Origin of the sequence: Solibacillus isronensis, from assembly GCF_900168685.1 — a bacterium.
Classification (GTDB): domain Bacteria; phylum Bacillota; class Bacilli; order Bacillales_A; family Planococcaceae; genus Solibacillus; species Solibacillus isronensis_A.
Map to the genome: position 1 here is coordinate 84,762 of NZ_FVZN01000011.1, position 18,536 is coordinate 103,297.

The 18,536-nt window shown below is 39.2% G+C and carries 19 protein-coding genes and 1 other RNA gene; 6 read left to right on the forward strand and 14 right to left on the reverse strand.

Annotation, left to right across the window (positions count from 1 at the left end; translation table 11 throughout):
• Window positions 1-98: 98 nt before the first annotated feature.
• Window positions 99-809 carry a Fe-S oxidoreductase gene (locus B5473_RS04425; RefSeq protein ID WP_079523857.1) on the forward strand — a complete coding sequence of 237 codons (711 nt, stop codon included), beginning with the start codon at window positions 99-101 and terminating at the stop codon, window positions 807-809.
• Between the two features lie 642 nt (window positions 810-1,451).
• Here the strand turns inward: B5473_RS04425 and B5473_RS04430 are convergent.
• The 7 genes from B5473_RS04430 to B5473_RS04455 all read right to left on the reverse strand — a co-directional run bounded on the left by B5473_RS04430 (window position 1,452) and on the right by B5473_RS04455 (window position 8,373).
• Complete coding sequence (locus B5473_RS04430) at window positions 1,452-2,564, reverse strand: amidohydrolase (RefSeq protein WP_079523858.1); 1,113 nt, start codon at window positions 2,562-2,564, stop codon at window positions 1,452-1,454.
• 148 nt (window positions 2,565-2,712) lie between these two features.
• Complete coding sequence (locus B5473_RS20590; RefSeq protein WP_014824892.1) at window positions 2,713-2,850, reverse strand: hypothetical protein; 138 nt, start codon at window positions 2,848-2,850, stop codon at window positions 2,713-2,715.
• Window positions 2,851-3,017: 167 nt separating this feature from the next.
• Window positions 3,018-5,033 (reverse strand): TRAP transporter permease, encoded by a 2,016-nt coding sequence (locus tag B5473_RS04435; protein WP_079523859.1) that lies wholly within the window; start codon window positions 5,031-5,033, stop codon window positions 3,018-3,020.
• On the reverse strand, window positions 5,026-5,532 hold the full coding sequence (locus B5473_RS04440; RefSeq protein ID WP_079523860.1) for a DUF1850 domain-containing protein: 507 nt from the start codon (window positions 5,530-5,532) through the stop codon (window positions 5,026-5,028). Before B5473_RS04440 ends, B5473_RS04435 begins: the two co-directional genes overlap by 8 nt.
• A gap of 85 nt (window positions 5,533-5,617) precedes the next feature.
• Entirely contained in the window at window positions 5,618-6,643 is a 1,026-nt protein-coding gene (locus B5473_RS04445; protein WP_079523861.1) for a TAXI family TRAP transporter solute-binding subunit, read from the reverse strand.
• A gap of 361 nt (window positions 6,644-7,004) precedes the next feature.
• Window positions 7,005-7,544, reverse strand: a complete 540-nt coding sequence (locus tag B5473_RS04450) for a superoxide dismutase family protein (protein WP_079523862.1) — start codon at window positions 7,542-7,544, stop codon at window positions 7,005-7,007.
• Between the two features lie 85 nt (window positions 7,545-7,629).
• Window positions 7,630-8,373: a LysM peptidoglycan-binding and 3D domain-containing protein gene (locus B5473_RS04455; RefSeq protein WP_079523863.1), complete on the reverse strand. Its 744-nt coding sequence runs from the start codon at window positions 8,371-8,373 to the stop codon at window positions 7,630-7,632.
• A gap of 323 nt (window positions 8,374-8,696) precedes the next feature.
• Here B5473_RS04455 and B5473_RS04460 point away from each other — a divergent pair, with 323 nt between their 5' ends.
• The 3 genes from B5473_RS04460 (at window position 8,697) to ssrS (ending at window position 10,224) form a co-directional block, all read left to right on the forward strand.
• Entirely contained in the window at window positions 8,697-8,867 is a 171-nt protein-coding gene (locus B5473_RS04460) for a YjfB family protein (protein WP_254865240.1), read from the forward strand.
• A 362-nt stretch (window positions 8,868-9,229) separates the two neighbouring features.
• Window positions 9,230-9,874: a YfbR-like 5'-deoxynucleotidase gene (locus B5473_RS04465; RefSeq protein ID WP_176142014.1), complete on the forward strand. Its 645-nt coding sequence runs from the start codon at window positions 9,230-9,232 to the stop codon at window positions 9,872-9,874.
• A 158-nt stretch (window positions 9,875-10,032) separates the two neighbouring features.
• Window positions 10,033-10,224: non-coding RNA, 6S RNA (gene ssrS, locus B5473_RS04470), on the forward strand.
• Between the two features lie 109 nt (window positions 10,225-10,333).
• Here ssrS and B5473_RS04475 read toward each other — a convergent pair.
• The 7 genes from B5473_RS04475 to B5473_RS04505 are packed head-to-tail and all read right to left on the reverse strand — an operon-like array spanning window position 10,334 to window position 16,992.
• On the reverse strand, window positions 10,334-10,936 hold the full coding sequence (locus tag B5473_RS04475; protein WP_079523865.1) for a malonate decarboxylase holo-ACP synthase: 603 nt from the start codon (window positions 10,934-10,936) through the stop codon (window positions 10,334-10,336).
• Window positions 10,927-12,615 (reverse strand): biotin-independent malonate decarboxylase subunit beta, encoded by a 1,689-nt coding sequence (locus tag B5473_RS04480; protein ID WP_079523866.1) that lies wholly within the window; start codon window positions 12,613-12,615, stop codon window positions 10,927-10,929. The genes B5473_RS04475 and B5473_RS04480 overlap by 10 nt, the downstream gene beginning before the upstream one ends.
• A complete protein-coding gene (locus B5473_RS04485) occupies window positions 12,608-12,904 on the reverse strand; it encodes a malonate decarboxylase subunit delta (RefSeq protein ID WP_079523867.1) in 297 nt (98 codons plus the stop codon). Before B5473_RS04485 ends, B5473_RS04480 begins: the two co-directional genes overlap by 8 nt.
• Window positions 12,858-13,727 (reverse strand): triphosphoribosyl-dephospho-CoA synthase, encoded by an 870-nt coding sequence (locus B5473_RS04490; RefSeq protein WP_079523868.1) that lies wholly within the window; start codon window positions 13,725-13,727, stop codon window positions 12,858-12,860. Before B5473_RS04490 ends, B5473_RS04485 begins: the two co-directional genes overlap by 47 nt.
• A gap of 12 nt (window positions 13,728-13,739) precedes the next feature.
• Window positions 13,740-15,389, reverse strand: coding sequence for a malonate decarboxylase subunit alpha (gene mdcA / locus B5473_RS04495; RefSeq protein ID WP_079523869.1), 1,650 nt, complete (start codon window positions 15,387-15,389; stop codon window positions 13,740-13,742).
• A gap of 2 nt (window positions 15,390-15,391) precedes the next feature.
• Window positions 15,392-16,318 carry an ACP S-malonyltransferase gene (locus B5473_RS04500; protein WP_079523870.1) on the reverse strand — a complete coding sequence of 309 codons (927 nt, stop codon included), beginning with the start codon at window positions 16,316-16,318 and terminating at the stop codon, window positions 15,392-15,394.
• Between the two features lie 23 nt (window positions 16,319-16,341).
• Window positions 16,342-16,992: a GntR family transcriptional regulator gene (locus tag B5473_RS04505; RefSeq protein WP_079523871.1), complete on the reverse strand. Its 651-nt coding sequence runs from the start codon at window positions 16,990-16,992 to the stop codon at window positions 16,342-16,344.
• A 191-nt stretch (window positions 16,993-17,183) separates the two neighbouring features.
• Between B5473_RS04505 and madL the strand changes: the two genes are divergently transcribed.
• Window positions 17,184-17,591, forward strand: a complete 408-nt coding sequence (gene madL, locus B5473_RS04510) for a malonate transporter subunit MadL (protein WP_079523872.1) — start codon at window positions 17,184-17,186, stop codon at window positions 17,589-17,591.
• 1 nt (window position 17,592) lies between these two features.
• The gene (gene madM / locus B5473_RS04515) at window positions 17,593-18,354 is read left to right on the forward strand and encodes a malonate transporter subunit MadM (RefSeq protein ID WP_079523873.1); all 762 of its coding nucleotides are present in this window, start codon (window positions 17,593-17,595) and stop codon (window positions 18,352-18,354) included.
• The last annotated feature ends 182 nt before the right edge of the window (window positions 18,355-18,536 follow it).

Here is an 18,536-nt window from a genome sequence, read left to right on the forward strand (position 1 = left end):
CCTTTCTTATATGTTTTATTCATTTTAGCGTTTTTCACCTCGTTTGGGAAGAGAAATGGTATAGTAAATATAAATATTTTTTTAGAAAAGGTGATACGATGCCTGCACTTTCTTATGATCAAGTACGACAATTAAATTCCTATAGTATTTTTACCGAAGAACCTGACCGTCCATTATTTACATTGGCGAATCTACATAAAGACTTCTATTTGACGGATTTCCGCAATTTGATGATGGGTATTACGAATGCTGCTACGGAAGCGGCGGCCATTTCCCACTTCGGACGTCGCTACGGCATGTTTGTCGCGATGCAATTTTATATGCTGACGACGTATGATGAAGTTTGGGACGGCAAGCCGGAAGATCTGCGTTTTGCTATTGTTCAGGAGTTCGGCATTCATACACTCGGGATGTATATAAACCCAAATGATTTCCGCTATGTGGAAGATGATGAGCGCGAACGAGTGATGACAGACATTTTATACAAAACATCTGTTGTTATTGGCCAGTTACGGAAAACAACGTCTATTTCGCCTCTGACTTTATGGGAAAATATTTTCGGATACATGCTTTGGCACTTCCATACATTACTTGAAAACCCGGCATTGGCTGACCGCGCTTTCGAGGACCTGGACATGCTCGAAGATAAAAATGTTTGGCGTTACTTCTCGGACAAATCGTTGTTTTTAAATTATACAGGCGGAAAAAGCCCTTCTGCTCTCATCAATCAGCCCGTTCGCAAAAGCTGCTGTTTCTCAAAAGACATCCCCGGCTTAATGGCTTGCGGATTTTGCCCGATGAAAAAATAGGGTTTCGTTTTAAGTGCCGTTGAATCGCGGCACTTTTTTTGTTTGGCCGGGTTTACTGGGGTCAAGTTTTCTAATATCTGGTCTGCTTATTCTAATATAATTTGAAAAGTTCTAATAAGTTCCTCATTTTCTAATAAAGTAAGCCGATGTGCTAATAAGTGGCTGAGATGTTCAAATATAAGTACCAGATCTTCTAATAAGCGTCACCGGTTTTCTAATATACCTTGAAAAGTTCTAATAAGTTCCTGATTTTCTAATAAAGTAAGCCAATGTTCTAAAAAGTGGCTGAGATGTTCAAATATAAGTACCAGATCTTCTAATAAGCATCCCCGTCTTTCTAATATCGCTTGAAAAGTTCTAATAAACCGATGACCTTTCAGTAAAGGTCCGATGAACAGTCACAGCTCTTTTTTGCCAGGAGAGATTTTCTAATATATAGCCCACTTGTTCTAATAAGTTCCTGTTTTTCTAATAAAGTAAGCCAATGTTCTAATAAGTGGCTGAGATGTTCAAATATAAGTATCAGATTTTCTAATAAGTATCCCCGCTTTTCTAATATCCGGTTCAACTTTTCTAATATCGCAGCAAACCACTCGACGCAAAAAAACGATGCTACAAACTACATAGCATCGCCTTATCATCTTATTTCATTGCACTGTTTTTCAATGTTGTTGTCATTACTTTGGCACCATCGAGCAATGCCTTTGCATCAAAGGTCATTTTCGGATGATGGAGTCCCGGACCTAGATCTGCGCCAACGCCAATCATCGTCGCCTTCAACTTTGTATTTTTAATCGTATAGAAGTGGAAGTCATCGCTTCCCGGTGTCATTACTGCCGGTGCTAAACTTTGCTCTCCAAGTGCTTCAACAATCGAGCGTTCTGCAATTGCAGCAGCTTCCGTTGATACTTCCGCGCCTGGCGTAACGTCCATCCAATCCCATCCAACCACAATATCGAACATCGCTGCAATTTGTTTCAAGCCTTTATCAACATCACGCTGTACTTGCGCCAATACTTCATTTTTCTGTGCACGTACATCGATCGAGAAGGTTGCATTGCCCGGAATAATATTGACGCTTCCGCCATCTGCTACAATTTTCGTTAACTTCGCTGAGTACACTTCAAATGGATCAACATGAATATTCTTCAGCATTTGCTGAATCGCTACTACTACATCAATTGCATTTTTCCCTTGGTGCGGACGAGCGCCATGTGCATCAATGCCAGTAATTGTCCCAGTTAAGAATGCTGCAGCACCATGATAAATTGCAGGTGATACTTTTCCTAATGGCAGCTCTTCCATCGGACGTAAATGAACACCGAATAAATGGGTAACATCTTCCATTACACCACGGTCAATCATTGCCAATGCTCCACCACCCGTTTCCTCGGCCGGTTGGAAAATAAAACGGATTTTCTTATTCAAAGGTTCATTTTTTAATGAATAAAGCGCACCTAAAACAATTGATATGTTTGCATCATGTCCACAAGAGTGATTTGCCTGCATAACGCCATCCACTTCCTGCCATAGTGCATCGATATCCGCGCGAACCGCAATTGTTTCTTCGCCTTTTCCGATTTCCGCAACAAGTCCAGTCACATCATCAAATTTTTTATAGCTGACGCCCATATCATCTAAGATTTCTGCTAATTTTGCTGTTGTTTTTATTTCTTTCCAGCTTACTTCAGGGTTTGCATGGAAATATTGAAACCAATCAAAAATCATTTGTTCTGTTGAATTAACCGCTAACATGAAACGCACCTCGAATATTATTTAGTACTTCTATTATACAGTACAATTTTTGCATACTACATTATTAGTGCCTAAAAAAACGACATCTATCCAATCAGTTTCGTTGGATAGACGCCGTAATAGTTTTAAATTCATTTTAAAAACTCCTTTATAAGCTTGAGAAAAACCCTTGTGGATATTGAGTGCGTTCTTCACTTTCCGTTACCTCTTGCTGCTCGGCTAACTCAAACTCCACCTCTTCGTCAAATAAGTAAGTTTCAAACGTCGACTTTAAAAGTGTTGACATACCATTTCTCCCCTTTAAATTATTTGAATTTTTAATTAATTTAAATAATATAATGGTTTTTCAATAAAATCAACAAATAAATGCACTTAATGCATAAAAAGTATTAAATCTATCTATTTTCGAGATAAATAGAAAAGCGCCTGAAAATATTTTCAGGCGCCTACAATTTATGAAATAGCAGTTTTAGAGCCATTCCCTTTGTTTTTTGTCATCCATTGAATCACGAACATGCCCACAAAGACAATAAGTCCAATTGTGTCCGATAATGATTCCGGATAAATCATTGCTAATCCTGCAGCTAGCAGAACAATACGTTCAATCCAGCTTACAGAGCGGTACCAGTAGCCTATTATTCCGACTCCAATTGCAATCATACCTAATATTGCAGTTAACACTACCCATAATACTTGCCAAAGTGTTACATCAATCATAAGCAGTGCCGGTGAGAAGACAATCATATACGGGATAATGAATGCCGCAATAGCAAGCTTAGCGGAGTTCACACCAGTACGAATCGGATCTCCTCCTGAAATACCGGATGCTGCAAAGGCGGCGAGCGCAACAGGTGGTGTAATATCCGCAATGATACCGAAATAGAATACGAAGAAGTGAGCTGATAAAACAATAACAAGCGGTGCTGCACTTGCCGGTACATCCGGCGCCAATAACGCAATAATTGCCGGTGCAGCAATTGTTGATGTAATAACATAGTTTGCCGTTGTTGGTGCACCCATCCCTAAAATTAACGAAGCAATCATTACAAAGAATAATGTAAGTAAAATACTGCCACCCGCTAATTTAACTAGGCTGTTTGCAAGGGATAGTCCTAATCCCGTTTTTACAACAACGCCGACGATAATACCCGCACAAGCTGTTGCAGCAGCTACTGCTAATGCCGAGCGTGCACCATCAACCATACCGTCTATAATTTCTTTAAATCCGAATTTCACATCCGGATTAATGAACCCGACGATTATACAAGAAATAATTCCGTAAAGCGCCGCGTGAATTACCGGTACACCTGACATCATCAGGATGATAATCAGTACAATCGGAATAAGTAGATAGATTTTCTTGAATACTTTAGAGCGATCCGGCATTTCATCTTCTTTTAAGCCGCGTAATCCTAAACGCTTCGCTTCAAAGTGTGTCATAATCCAAATACCTGTAAAGTATAAAATTGCCGGAATAGCAGCAGCCTTGGCGATATCCCAATATGTGACACCACGACCGATAAACTCAACCATTAAGAACGCAGCAGCACCCATAATCGGCGGCATTAACTGACCACCTGTAGATGCCGATGCCTCTACAGCACCTGCGAAATTTTTGTTGTAGCCAAGACGTTTCATCATCGGAATCGTATAAGAACCGGAAGTTACTACGTTTGCTACAGAACTTCCTGAAATTGTTCCTTGTAGTGCAGAAGAGAAAATCGCAACTTTCGCTGGACCACCAGTTAATTTTCCGGCAATCGCAATCGCTAGATCATTGAAGTACTCCCCTACCCCTGTTTTAACAAGGAACGCACCAAATAATAGGAACGCAAAAATAAATGTAGAAGATACTGCTAATGGTGTCCCTAAAATCCCGTCTGTCGAGAAGAACATTAAGTTCACAATACTATCCAAACTTTGACCGCGGTGTGCCATAAAGTCTGGCATATACGGACCGTAAAATGCGTAAAGTAAAAATAGCCCGGCAATAATAGTGATTGGTAAACCGACCGCTCTACGGGCACCTTCCAATACGATAATTACCGCCAGAATTCCGATATAGAAATCCATTGTTTGCAGTTGACCTAAACTTTGAACAAGCCGGTCATAATTGATAACCCAATAACTCCCCACAACAATTGCAATAATAGCTAAAATATAGTCATAAAACGGAATTGTACGCTTTGATAGCTTACGACTCGCAGGGAATAATAGAAATACAAACGTCAATGCAAATCCCAGGTGAACCGTACGCTGAATTTGCGCAGGAAACTGTCCGAAAATTGCCGTATAAAGCTGGAAAAGTGTAAATGCCAGCAAACCAAAATAAATAATATGCTTCATGAAGTTTTGCGGGTTACGCTGATTCGATTCCAGATCATATTTTTCAAGTAACTCCTGCTGCTGTTCCAAAGTAAGTGATTCGTGTATAGCTCCTGGATCTGCAGCGGCTTTTTTATCAGTCATCTAATTCGACTCCTTTCAATTTGTCATATAAAGACAACTTTTGAATTGTTACTAAATAGGATTTCCCACGTATTAAATGCTTTTTTAAAGGAATGATTTTCCCTTTATGCTGAAGATTTAATTTATAGTCGACATTCCCAATATGTAACGTAAATTCTTCTAATTTTGCATCATTGTACTGAAGTGTATAGACCCCATCTTCATAATGTAATGTCTGCCCTTCCTCAGCATGACCCGGCATCCCTATTGCCACATCTGTATATTCCATTGCAAGCAACTGAAATTCATTAGTAGGAAGCGCTTTATAACTTTCTGTCACATCCGTTAAATGTATGGAATGTGTGAAAATCAACTGAAACTCATTTTCACTTTTTAACGGTAAAAAATGCTGAACAGGATTTTGAACTCTTGTCTCTGTAAAAATTATGCTTCGTTCAAAAGGAATAAACCAAACGATGACACTAAGAAAAACAAGGATGATAAAGACCCATTTTTTCATTTGGATGATCACTCGCTTAAATAAAAAAAATACAACAAAGACCTCTGAAGCTTTTTTTGCGACAGAGGCCCTTAGTTTTCCCTAATTACTTTACTTCGTCAAAGTATCTTTGTGCACCTGGGTGTACGTCAATACCGATTCCGTCTAAGCCTGTTTCAGCTTTAATAAATTCGCCTTTAGCGTGACCAATTTTATCTGTATTATCATAGATTGCTTTTGTCATTGCATACACTAAATCTTCTGGCAGGTCTTTATTTACCGCTAACATTGCACCTACAGAAACAGCAGGAACTTCCGCTTCTAAACCATATGTGCCAGCAGGGATATTATCCACCGCATAGTAAGGGTATTTCTCGATTAATTCTGCCGCTTTGTCTGCTTCAACTGGAATAATGTGTACACCATTTGTTGCATTTAAAGCTTCAACAGCACCAGTTGGGTAACCAGCTGTAATAAATGCTGCGTCAATTTGACCTGATTGAATACCATCAGTAGATTCACCGAAGTCTAAGTTTTGTGCTTGAATATCATCTTCAATTGATAGTCCGTGGATTTCCAGTAATTGTTCAGCGTTTGCATAAGTACCTGAACCTGGTGCACCTACAGAAACTTTCTTACCTTTTAAATCTGCAAATGTTTTAATTCCTGAATCAGCTAATGTTACTAATTGAACTGTTTCTGGATATAACGCACCTAATGCTACTACAGAGTCAATTTTTTGACCTTCGAACATTAAAGTTCCTTGAGTTGCATAGTAAGCGATATCTGTCTGAACGAATGCCACTTCACCGTCTCCAGCAGCTAAAGCTGTCATGTTGGCAGCAGAAGCTTGTGATACTTCAGCAGTTGTTTTTACACCTGTATCCGTTGTGATTAAATCCGCAAAAGTTCCCCCTAATGGGTAGTAAGTACCTTGCGTACCACCTGTTAAAATACTTAAAAACTTAACATCACCGAAATCGGCTTTTTCAGAACCAGAATCCGTTGTGTCAGTCCCTGTTGATGTTTCAGTACCAGTTGACTCTTCAGCATCGTCTCCGCCACATGCAGCCAAGACTAAAATGAAAGCACTAAGTACTAACAAGAAAAGCATATTTTTAGATTTGAACATTAATTTTTCCCCCTTTTTACCTCATTATAAATTTCATTTTACATACACAAATATTCAAAAGTCAATTAATATCTTAAAAATCTAATTATTAAGCTAGCTATAATATTCTATAAAAATCATAAAAGTGCTATAAAATGATGCTTTTCACTAACAGCCTTAAATCAGAAAATCACTCTCAGCTTTTAAAGCATAGAGTGAAGTGCATAAAAAATGAATAAAATTATTTTTCTAATATATATAATGTTATTCAATTAATCTGTATATTCCTAACACAAAAGTATCTCACAGGAAAAAAAAAATACCATTTTCCTTTATAGAAAAATGGTATTTTTCGCGTTTAAAATTTCTTCACTTTGTCCTATTACTTGACTACCCCACAAACAATACGCGCGCCTGAATTTCCTGACGGATCTGTTTTATAATCATCCGCTTTTTCATGAATGACAACTGACGTGCCATCTGCATCAAAAAGCGAATTTTCTTTTCCTTTTTCAAGCGTAAAATCAGCTGTCACAAAATTTAACTCCACTTTACCAGCTTCATCAGCGGTAATATTCGGTAGATCGCCTAAATGCGGACCTTCTGGGTTATTCACGCCATGCTGCTTTTTCATTGGATTGAAATGGGCTCCTGCCGATTCAAAGCTAGGTGGTTCACACTTCCCTACTTCATGAAGATGGATTCCGTGATCACCCGGCGGTAAACTATTTAATACAGCAGTCAGTTCGACTCCTTTAGACGATTCTTTAAATAAAATTTCACCAACTGGGTTATTTTTTGTATCATACATCTGCGCCTTCGCAGATAAAGCTTCCGGTGCACTTACCGGAACAGTTTCCTTTTGAAATAAACTGCACCCGCTTAATAATAGTACACATACGAATAAGCTAATTACTCGCACACTATCCCCTCCTTGCAGCTAGTATTTCAATAAAGAGGGCTGAATATACAAAAAGCCACCCAAAATTGAGTGGCTTCTTTTCGTATTAGTCTAAAATTTTAACTTGTACTGTACGGCGGCCCCATTCATAGGCGTTACCTAAGTCTGGAATAAATACATCAATTTTATTGCCTTTAATTGCTCCGCCTGTGTCAGCTGCAACAGCTTCCCCATATCCTTCAACCCAAACTTTTGTCCCTAACGGAATGACACGCGGGTCTACTGCAATTACTTTTAAATTAGGATTGGCACGTAAATTCGTACCGTTTGCAGTTGTTCCTGAACATCCTTCACAGTAGGCTGTATATGCTGTCGCTTCAACAGTCAACGTTCTTCCTGTATCAGGGGCTGAACTTGTTGATGTTTTTGCCTGTGTACCACCTGTCGCGCTTTTCACTTCACTCTTGGTATATTCCTGTTGAGGTCCGGATACCGTGATGGAGTCACCCGGGTAAATTAAGTCTGAATTGATATTGTTCCATTTCTGCAGCTGGTCAACTGTTGCATCATGGGCTAATGCAATATGGAATAAAGTGTCGCCTGGTGCAATTGTATATACTTTCTCATCATGACCGCCAATTTTTAATGTATCCCCAACAAAAATTGTATTACTCGTTAAATTATTCAATTCCTTTATATCTTCAACAGATGTTTGAAATTGTTTACTTATTTTATAAAGTGTATCTTCAGGTTGGATCGTATAAGTATCTGCAGAAGCTTGAGATGCAAATAGCCCCCCTGTAGCGAATACTCCTGCTAATAGAACTGCCATTAATTTTTTCTTTGTCAAATTTCTGTCCCTCCATATTTTCCAAATAAATTTAAGTTGTTTTTTACTCTCCTATAACCTTACAGCAACTACATTGCAACACGATGACGCGGATATGAACCCTGCATTACAAGCACATTGCAGAGCTTTTGGATAATTATTACTAAATTTGAAGCGATTTATACATAGATTTACCATTTTTTTGCGGAGGGACAGGAAAAGAGCGAAAAATAAATGGGAATCCGTTTTCAGACTTATTACAAATCCCCTTGTTTCTTTAATAATTCTTTCTATTTTGACGATATAATTGAAAAGGAGGGATTACTATGGAATTAAACGCCATTATGTCAGCTCAGCTAGCATCACTGCAGCAAACTGTGCAGATGAGTATTTTAGACAAGGCAATGAATACCGGTGCGGCAACTGCTGTTCAAATGATCGAAGCAATGCCCCAACCGCAAGCAACTCCAGCACCCCACCCTTATAAAGGACAAACGATTGACGTCCAGGTTTAGTTTAAAAAAAGAGAGGACGCTCACGCATATGGTGAGCGTCCTTTCTGTTTTTAAAAATTTAGTTAGGTCTGGCGTCAGACGAGGATATTAGAACATTTTTTTGCTTATTAGAAATTAGGAACCTGTTATTAGCACTTCGGAATCACATATTCGAAATGCGAGGAGACATTTTAGAAATTCAACATACTATATTAGATAATCCAAATTTTATCAGAAAATTGAACAAGTTTTTTATAAGTTTTTTCATCTTATTTGAAATGATAATGCTTATGTAAACGCTGCGTTAAATTTTGGTTAAACACTTTTAAAAAAACATTTTTCGGGTATAACTAATAGTACACTGTTACTATAAAGGAAAAGGAGTGATTATTATAGGTATCCATACATTTTTTACAAGTTTAAATGATTTGGAGCGTATCATCCGCTGTCCTGGTCGCTTTAAATTCGAAGAACATAATGTGGCAGCACACTCGTGGAAAGTTTCCCAGTACGCCATGTTCTTTGCAACATTGGAGGAACGTGCAGGCAGTCAAATAGATTGGAAATCGCTATACGAGAAAACGATCAATCATGACTTTGCCGAAGTTTTCATCGGGGATATTAAAACACCTGTCAAACATGCAAGTGTCGAACTAAAGCAAATGCTTTCACATGTCGAAGAGAAAATGATGGAGAAATTTATCCGAGAAGAGATTCCACATGATTTACAGGATGTATTTTTTGAACGTATGAAAGAAGGCAAAGACGAGACAATTGAAGGAAGACTGCTTGAGTTTGCAGACAAGCTGGATCAGTTTTACGAGTCATTTGCAGAGCTGAAGCGTGGGAATACGGACAAAGAGTTTGTTCATATGTATGAAACAGCACTAAGCAAGTTACTGCTGATTGATCTTCCGGTATCTGTAGATTATTTCCGCAATGAAATTTTATCCGATGTTGTTACGGAAAAGACGGTCATCGATATCGCGCTTTTAACCGAAAACATTTTACAACAGCATATTGAATAATAACAGAAGGCTTCCGATTAATAAGGAAGGCTTTTTTATTTTGGAAATAAATCCATCTTTTTATCCCAGAAAATCTTCAATAAATCCGTTCAAATCATTTGACTTTTTTTTTAAAACATACTTTATTGCAATCCGATTTAACTTACTATAAGATAACAATAAGGCTACGTTGTACGTACGAATATTAAGTTTTAACCTTTATACTTATACAGGGAGTTTTACATCGATGTTGGAATGGCGTGCCTGGACTCTTTTGACTTCAGGATAGACAGGATAGCATTTGCGAACACCCACTTTGAGGAGTGGTGGTTTAAAACTTTCTATAATAACTACGGCAATGTGGCTGCTTACATAGCAGCAATATACAAACACTTTCACTTATATGGTGAAAGTGTTTTTTGTATGTAAAAACCAAAAATCCCCATTGAATAACGTTTTGTTATTCAATGGGGAAACAGACTACCCTTTATATACTAATGATTCTTTTTCAAGCAGAATCGGGCCCGTACTCGTTCTTACGATAAATGAAGCGTGTTCTAAATAATCAGCTAAAACAACGGCCCCGACCCCTAAGATCTCCACTTGGACATCAACCCGGTGAGCACATTTCTGTAGCTGTGAGAGAATAGGCTTCAACTGATCCAGCTCCTGTAGCTTTTCACAGTACAAAACAATGTCAATATCACTGTTTTCATGGCAGACGTTGATTCCAGTACCCATTGAAAAACCAACACTTCCGCCAATCCCCCATTTAAAACCGTCCAATATCTTTTCAATATAAGTAAGTGATTGGACATGCGTCGCAGGATATGAATTTATCAGAACATCAAAAGGCCGAATCACCCGTTTAATGTTAGATATCGCTGTAATCGCAGCAAATCGTTTAGATCGATTATCCCCACGAAAGCCTATCGCAACTTTCCCGTCTTCTACTTTCATACGTCTTACAACAGCAATGCCTTGAGCCATTTCGTCCTCATTCATCCATTTAGGATAATTACCGAAGTACTCAATTTGATCCATAGACTTTAAATACACTAAATCATGTACAGTTAGTTCCATTGTTGTGTAATCTTTTCACGTACAGCAATCGATGCTTTACGACCATTTTCAACCGCTACTTTTGATTGAATTCGATTTGCTAACGTTCTATCTCCAGACTGAATTATATCTTCTTTTGCCATTACAATTGAATGAAGAACTTTTCGAACTTGTTCTTTAGAAGGTTCGTCTGCGTTAATACCGTCGATCAACTCATGTAATGCGCCAAGCGTTTGGAATGAATGGACATCATATGCCATCGATGGAACAGATTTTGCGAATTCATCCAACTCTTCAACAGTACGCATTGTAACAAGCGCTGCTGATTTTTTTGACATTACATGTACTTGCACTTCTGAGTCATCAAGCGAAATAATACGGTTACCTTGCATGCCGTGTGCTAAAAATGCTCCTGAAATCGCTTTACCTACTACACATGTAACGATTGGATGTCCGCTTTGTCGCGCTACTGCATACGCTTCAACACTTGCTGCACAAGCTAAATAAATCCCAAATAACTCTTCGTGATAGCCGAATGCCTGACCTGGAACATCGATAATAGGAACGATTAATCTTTTATCCGCTGAATCCTTATCTTCTTCAATTGCCTGACGAACATATTTTGCAACAGTCCACGCTTCCTGCAGACCAAATTCCCCGTTGCGTGCACGGTAAAATTTACTTTCACTGTTTGGCACTACAGCAATAAAACGAGCTTTCTCTCCATTTAAATGGGCATCTGCCACTAAAACAGATGGTATTTCAGAGATCGATGGTGCATTATTTGTAAATGCATTAAACCATGTACGGCCTCTGCTCGGATTTTCCCCATCTGCAACCTTTAATTCAGCATTTGCCAAGTCAGATCGGTTGCTTAAAATTTCCTGTGCTTCGTCTGGGCTGATCTTTTCCTCAAACTGCAAATGATTTAACATATTTAAAAATGTATCGTACTCCGTTGTTCTTTGTTTGAAGCTGTTTTTTGCCCATAAATCTTCCAGCGTATCTAAGTAGTTTACGACATCATCTTCAACGATGGCATCCACTAAATTTGAATTGTAGCGCATTGATCCACCAATCATCTTCCAGATAAACGGCTTTTGTTTTGCATTTAGCTCTTGGATACCAGCTTCCTGCTGAACTACTTCAGGACCATTCATGCCAAGTCGCCCTTCTCGTGTCATGATTAAAGCGGAACAAAGACCAGCTGTTAGCGACATTCCTCCGAAAGAGCCGACTTTCCCCGGAATAATGCCGATTACAGGTACATATTTTTTCAAAGCAACAATCGCAGAACTAATTTCAGCAATCGAAAGAAGTCCGTAGTTCGCTTCTTGCAGACGAACGCCACCTGTATCGTAAATGATGACCGGATAAATTAGTTCCCCTGCTTCACATGACGCAAATGCACGCTCTAAAGCCCCTGCAAATTTCGCCCCGGAAACTTCACCGATTCCCCCGCCTTGGAAACTTCCTTCTATTGAAATAACTAATGAACGACGACCTCGAATTGTCCCTTGCATAATAATCATTCCGTCATCACTTTGCGGCACGATGTTTTGCGCTTCTAGATGAGGTGACTCAAAAAAGTCGAACGGACCTAATATTTCATGTGCTGTTCCTTCATCTAATAGTAAAAGTGCACGTTCACGAGCCTTACTTTCTACTATACTTACAGGTAATGTAATAGAATTATTCACCGAAAACCACCTCCGCTGCCTGTGCAAGTCTTATCGATACGACACCTGGTGTTGCACCAAAATCATTAATCTTAATCGAAGCCAATATATCCTGCTGAGAAACAAAACGCTCCACTACTTTTTGCCAAGTTTCCGCATAACCCGTAATTCCTGTACGAACTTCTACTTTTGTTTCCGATCCTTCGATTGGCTGGATCAGTATTTCTAAATCCCCCGATCCTACAACCCCGATATGTGCTTGCTTAGTAACCGGACGATTTGCCTGAAATGTGTAATTCAACTTTTCCATGCTGTGCACCCCTTTTCAGTTTATCTGACATATTAATTACGAATAATGTGGCCGCCAACAAATCAGCCGATCCCCCTGGAGATAACCAATGCTTAATATACAACTCATCTAGTTTCTTCATATTAGAGATTGAAAAGTTTGTTAGAAGTTTCTTCGCTTCCTGTTTCGCTAACTCCAAACCTTCAAGACCGCCTCGATGAAGTAAACAAGTGTCGTTTAAATTTGCGATCAATACTAACAATGTAGTAAGTTTCGCATCTCTTAGCGACATTTTTTGAGCCGCCTGTAAAAATGCTGGCAAACTATACTTTTGAATATGGGGAAATGCCTGCTGCGCTTCTTCTCTGGCACCTGAAATCCCATAATTCTCTTTTACTTTAATCCCGTTCGTTTTGGACTTCGGAATATATTGATCCGGAAGATTGGCCAGTTCTGCAGCATCATTAAATACTTGCGGAAAGAGTACCTTGCCCTGTCTTCTTGCAATTGCGGAACAAAGTAAACCAATCGACCAGATCGCCCCTTTATGCGTATTACTATTTTCAGTAACCGCAAACATTTCTTTTTCACCATTCCGTCCTATTGCGCCAAATTGTTCCCTTATTTCTACTGTTGGCTGTCGGTTGAAACTCAGCATTGCCATTTGATAAAACGTATTGTGCAATGAATGTGCTGAATTCTGCATTTTTATTAAAGATAAATCATGATGTGCACCAATATTTTCTGTATCTACTAAACCTGGCTTTGGTGTTAATTGAACTTCTTCGATTAATGCTGCAACAGCCTCATCAGCAATCCGTTTACAAATTACATGCTGTTTCATCCCTTCAGCTCCTTACCAACTTTTGAATTTCGATGGTGGCTCATATAAACCGCCAGACCATTGAACAAGCTCATCAATATTTTTTGCCGCCAACAATGAACGATTCGCTTCACCGCGTAAAATATTTAAGTCTTCCGGCATTGCCACTAAACCGCGCTCGCGAAGTGATTTTGTGCGCTTCACATCATTTTCCATCCCTAGCGGTGTTACCCCAGCAATCGAAGCAATCATTTCTCTACGTTCTGCAGGGCTATCTGTTTTATACAGGTAGGCAATCCCTTCTTCTGTCACAACATGTGTAACATCTTCCGCATAAATCATGACCGGTGCGACCGCTAAATTCGCCTGTTTCTTTACATCAATTGCATCTAAACGTTCAACGAAGACTGGTGTGTTGGCATCCTGGAATGTTTCCGCTACTTGTACAACTAGCTTTTTCCCGCGAGCCAATTCATCCTGACTAGTCATCATGTTATACCAAGCTTCTGTTGAGTGACGGCGTCCGCCCGGATCATGTCCCATATTTGGTGCACCACCATAACCTGCAACACGCCCTTTTGTTACCGTCGATGAATTGCCGTATGCATCCATTTGCAATGTCGATCCGATAAATAAATCAACCGCATACTGACCTGCAAGCTGTGCCAACGTACGATTTGAACGAAGACTTCCATCTTTACCTGTGAAGAAAATATCGCGACGGGCCTGCACGTATTTTTCCATTCCTAATTCACCGCCAAAACAGTGAACACTTTCTACCCAGCCTGTTTCAATCGCCGGAATCAGTGTCGGGTGCGGATTAAGAACCCAGTTTTTGCATATTTTGCCTTTCAAGCCTAATTGCTCACCATATGAAGGTAAAAGCAGCTCGATTGCAGCTGTATTAAAACCAATCCCATGATTTAAAGATTGAACACCGTGTTTTTCATAAATACCGCGAATACACATCATCGCCTGTAAAATCTGAATATCTGTAATATGGCGCGGGTCACGTGTAAACAACGGCTCAAGCTCATACGGTTCATCCGCTTCAACGATGAAATCGACCCAAGAACCCGGAATATCAACACGCGGCAGTTCATCCACAATTTCATTTACTTGAGCAATGACAATTCCATCACGGAAAGCTGCTGCTTCTACAATTGTTGGTGTTTCTTCCGTATTTGGTCCTGTATATAAGTTTCCGAAACGGTCCGCTTTATCAGCTGCAACTAGCGCAACATTCGGTATTAAATCGATAAACAGTCTTCCATAAAGCTCTACATATGTGTGCAGATCCCCTAAAATCAATCGGCCATCTTCAATCATCTGTGCAATACGTAAACTTTGAGGTCCGGCAAAACTTAAGTCGATTTTCTTGGCGATACCTTCCTCAAAAATATCTAAATGTTCCGGACGCGACACACTGGACATAATCATATGTAAATCATGTACACGTTCTGGATCTACCTTTACAAGAGCTTGAGATAAAAATGATGCCTGCTTTTGGTTGTTTCCTTCAAGAACAACCCGATCCCCCGGTTTAATAAGCAACTCAAGTACATCTACAATTTTCTCTGTAGGAATTGTTACACCATTTACTAGATGCTCCACTTCCGCCAATCTCTTTTTCTTTCCTTCCAATCTTGTTGACCAAGAACGCTGCTGTTGAATTAATACCATATTTACACCCCTTCATTTTTTGCTAAATATAGACAATCATTAAATCCGTTCTTTTCTACACTATAGCTATCCGCCTCTGGAAACGCATTTTTAGCAAGTTTTTTTAACACATCACCTGGCGACATTTCAATAAATTGACGAACACCGTTTTCAAATAAAATCGAAGTTGCATCATGCCATCTGACAGGTAAAGCAATACTTTCAGCCAAATCCTGAACGATACGGGAAGGCTGGCGAAGTACCCTTGCATTTCGATTTGAAATCAACGGGAATTTCGGCCTTTGGAGCGTTATATTCTCCATCTCCTTCGCCAATCGATCCTGAACCGGTAAAAACAATGGACAATGGGATGGTGTAGAAACATTCAGCATCTTTGCTGAACTTGCCCCTTTTCCCGCCACGTAGTCCAATACATTTTGCATTGCCTCTTTATGACCCGATAAAGTCAATTGCTGCGGTGCATTACGATTGGATACATAGACCGGTTTTTCATCCGTATGGAATTTCTGTGTTATTTCTATAAGATTTGATTCAGGCAATCCTACAACAACTGCCATTCCATATGCCTCATCCTGTAAAAATTCCATCAGTTCCCCACGAAGCGAAACTAAATGCAGGGCATCTTTAAATGTTAGTACCTCACTCGTCACCGCGGCGGCAAATGCACCTACTGAATGACCTGCCAAATAGTCTGGTTTTGCACCTTCGTTTAGAAAGGCGCGGGCTGTTGCAACACCGGCTGCCAGCATTGTAATCTGGACATTTTTTGTACTCTTTAATTTTTCTGCTGTTGCAAGCAGCTTAATATCTGTTTTTAAAACATCTGAAGCTTCATCCAAAGTTTCTTTAATAGTAGGGTGCGTAGGAAGTGACTCTAAAAACCCGCCATATTGCGAACCTTGCCCTGGAAAAAGCCATGCCTGTTTCATCGTTAACTTCCCCTCCCTTTGTTTTATAACTGCTTATTTCGAACACTGAAGATTACATCCTCTGTATGCTTTCTTAAAATGGACTTCAGCTGATCCAAGTCATCATTCTTTAAGCATTCGTAAATACTTGTATGCTCCATAATCGATTTATCAATAATTTCGTTATTGGAAAAATGGATTACTTGAATTCGTAGTAATGGTATAGCTATTTTACTGTACATATCATTTAGCACTAGGCTATTACTCAATTTGAATATAAGAAAGTGAAATTGATAGTTTAAGTGCGTATATTCTGTATAGCTTTTCGTTTTCGTCATCTTCGTTAAGACGGCTTTCATTTCCTTCAGTGTGCCTTTTTCTTTACTCGGATTTTCTATACGTTCTGCTGCCAGCATTTCCAAATGGTTTCGTACATCCAGTAAATCTTTCATATCATCCAATGTATAGCCTTTAATGAATGCCCCTTTTCGAGGAACACGCTCAATAATTCCTTCAGTAGCTAATAAATATATTGCTTCTCTTACAGGAGAGCGGCTCGTTTCGTACTGTTCTGCATAGATCGATTCAACGACTTGATCTCCCGGTCTTAACTCACCATTCAATACTTGTTCGAGCAAGTTATTGGCAATTCTAATTGATAAGGCATTGTCTAATGCTCTTTCAAAATAATTCATTTAACCTTCTCCTTCTATAAGAACTTGGTCGACTGTATACAATTTATAATATATCTTTAAAACGTAAATTTCAATCGTATTATCTACTTTTCTCTAAAAAAAATAATATTTTTCTTGATTATGTATATATTATTGTTTATTCTATATTCAGAATACAGTCGACTGTTCTAAACAAGCAAAGGGGTGTAATTATGGTTATATATGGTGTTGCCATTTTAGCTGGGTGTTTCTTATTTGGGATGTTCTGTGGTGAATTAATCGGTACTTTAATGGGGATTGATTCAAATGTGGGTGGCGTAGGTATAGCAATGTTGCTATTAATTGTAGTCGTTGATAAATTGCAGAAGAGCGGGAAAATCAGTAAACCTGCCGAAAGTGGCATGGCTTTCTGGAATGCAATGTATATCCCGATCGTAATTGCGATGGCAGCAAGTCAAAATGTATTAGGTGCATTAACAGGGGGTCCTCTTGCAATTATCGCAGGAATTGCTGTAACTCTTATTAGTTGGTTATGTGTTCCATTATTAAGCGGGAAAAAGGCGAAAGAATCTGCCATTGAGTTTAACAAAAATCACCCAGCAACAGGGGAGGTAAACTAATATGTGGGATGCTCTTAAAACTGCATTAGAATCTAATGGCTTAATTACTGGTTTTGTCATTGTCGGGATTACAATGTATGTCGCATATTTAATTTCGAATAAATTAACGAAAGGGCTAATTCATGGATCGGCCATTGCAATCGTTCTCGGATTAGTATTGGCATATTTCGGCGGTGTTTTCAGTGACGGTACAAAAGGGTTAGCTGATATTTCGTTATTTGCAGGGATTGGTCTTTTAGGCGGAAGTATGCTTCGTGACTTTGCCATTGTAGCTACATCTTTCGGTGCAAACTTTGACGAAATTAAAAAAGCAGGTATTCGCGGGATTTCCTCACTCTTTATCGGTGTTGGATTATCGTTTGTAGTTGGTATTATTTTTGCGCTTATTTTCGGTTATACAGATGCGGTAAGTCTTGCTACAATCGGTGCAGGAACAGTAACTTATATTGTTGGTCCAGTAACGGGAGCTGCCTTAGGTGCAAGCTCAGAAGTTATTGCGATCAGTATTGCAGCCGGGTTAGTAAAATCGGTAGTCGTAATGGTAGGAACTCCATTTATTGCGAAATATATTGGACTTAACAATCCATTATCTGCAATGGTATATGGCGGATTACTAGGAACTACTTCCGGTGTTACGGGAGGATTAGCTGCAACGGATGTACGATTGGTCCCGTATGGTGCCGTTACAGCTACTTTCTACACAGGATTAGGCTGCTTACTTTGCCCTACCCTGTTATTCATCTTAACAGATATGATTTGGTAAGTTAATCATTCCTTCTCCAAATATACGTTGCAAGTTCATATTTTCAAAAAGGTGTCACATTTTTCTCTATAACATTCCCCCAGAATTTTATAAGATAAATCCATCTGCCGGAAATTGAACTTGCAATTAAATGAATAGTAGATAAAACGTGAGGACATTTCCGTATCTCACGTTTTTTGTTG

Excerpts from the sequence above, each read along its gene's own strand:
- B5473_RS04425 (WP_079523857.1), top strand. The coding sequence starts at position 99 with ATGCCTGCACTTTCTTATGATCAAGTACGACAATTAAATTCCTATAGT.
- B5473_RS04430 (WP_079523858.1), bottom strand. The coding sequence starts at position 2,564 with ATGTTAGCGGTTAATTCAACAGAACAAATGATTTTTGATTGGTTTCAA.
- B5473_RS20590 (WP_014824892.1), bottom strand. The coding sequence starts at position 2,850 with ATGTCAACACTTTTAAAGTCGACGTTTGAAACTTACTTATTTGACGAA.
- B5473_RS04435 (WP_079523859.1), bottom strand. The coding sequence starts at position 5,033 with ATGACTGATAAAAAAGCCGCTGCAGATCCAGGAGCTATACACGAATCA.
- B5473_RS04440 (WP_079523860.1), bottom strand. The coding sequence starts at position 5,532 with ATGAAAAAATGGGTCTTTATCATCCTTGTTTTTCTTAGTGTCATCGTT.
- B5473_RS04445 (WP_079523861.1), bottom strand. The coding sequence starts at position 6,643 with ATGTTCAAATCTAAAAATATGCTTTTCTTGTTAGTACTTAGTGCTTTC.
- B5473_RS04460 (WP_254865240.1), top strand. The coding sequence starts at position 8,697 with ATGTCAGCTCAGCTAGCATCACTGCAGCAAACTGTGCAGATGAGTATT.
- B5473_RS04475 (WP_079523865.1), bottom strand. The coding sequence starts at position 10,936 with ATGGAACTAACTGTACATGATTTAGTGTATTTAAAGTCTATGGATCAA.
- B5473_RS04485 (WP_079523867.1), bottom strand. The coding sequence starts at position 12,904 with ATGGAAAAGTTGAATTACACATTTCAGGCAAATCGTCCGGTTACTAAG.
- B5473_RS04490 (WP_079523868.1), bottom strand. The coding sequence starts at position 13,727 with ATGAAACAGCATGTAATTTGTAAACGGATTGCTGATGAGGCTGTTGCA.
- mdcA (WP_079523869.1), bottom strand. The coding sequence starts at position 15,389 with ATGGTATTAATTCAACAGCAGCGTTCTTGGTCAACAAGATTGGAAGGA.
- B5473_RS04500 (WP_079523870.1), bottom strand. The coding sequence starts at position 16,318 with ATGAAACAGGCATGGCTTTTTCCAGGGCAAGGTTCGCAATATGGCGGG.
- B5473_RS04505 (WP_079523871.1), bottom strand. The coding sequence starts at position 16,992 with ATGAATTATTTTGAAAGAGCATTAGACAATGCCTTATCAATTAGAATT.
- madL (WP_079523872.1), top strand. The coding sequence starts at position 17,184 with ATGGTTATATATGGTGTTGCCATTTTAGCTGGGTGTTTCTTATTTGGG.
- madM (WP_079523873.1), top strand. The coding sequence starts at position 17,593 with ATGTGGGATGCTCTTAAAACTGCATTAGAATCTAATGGCTTAATTACT.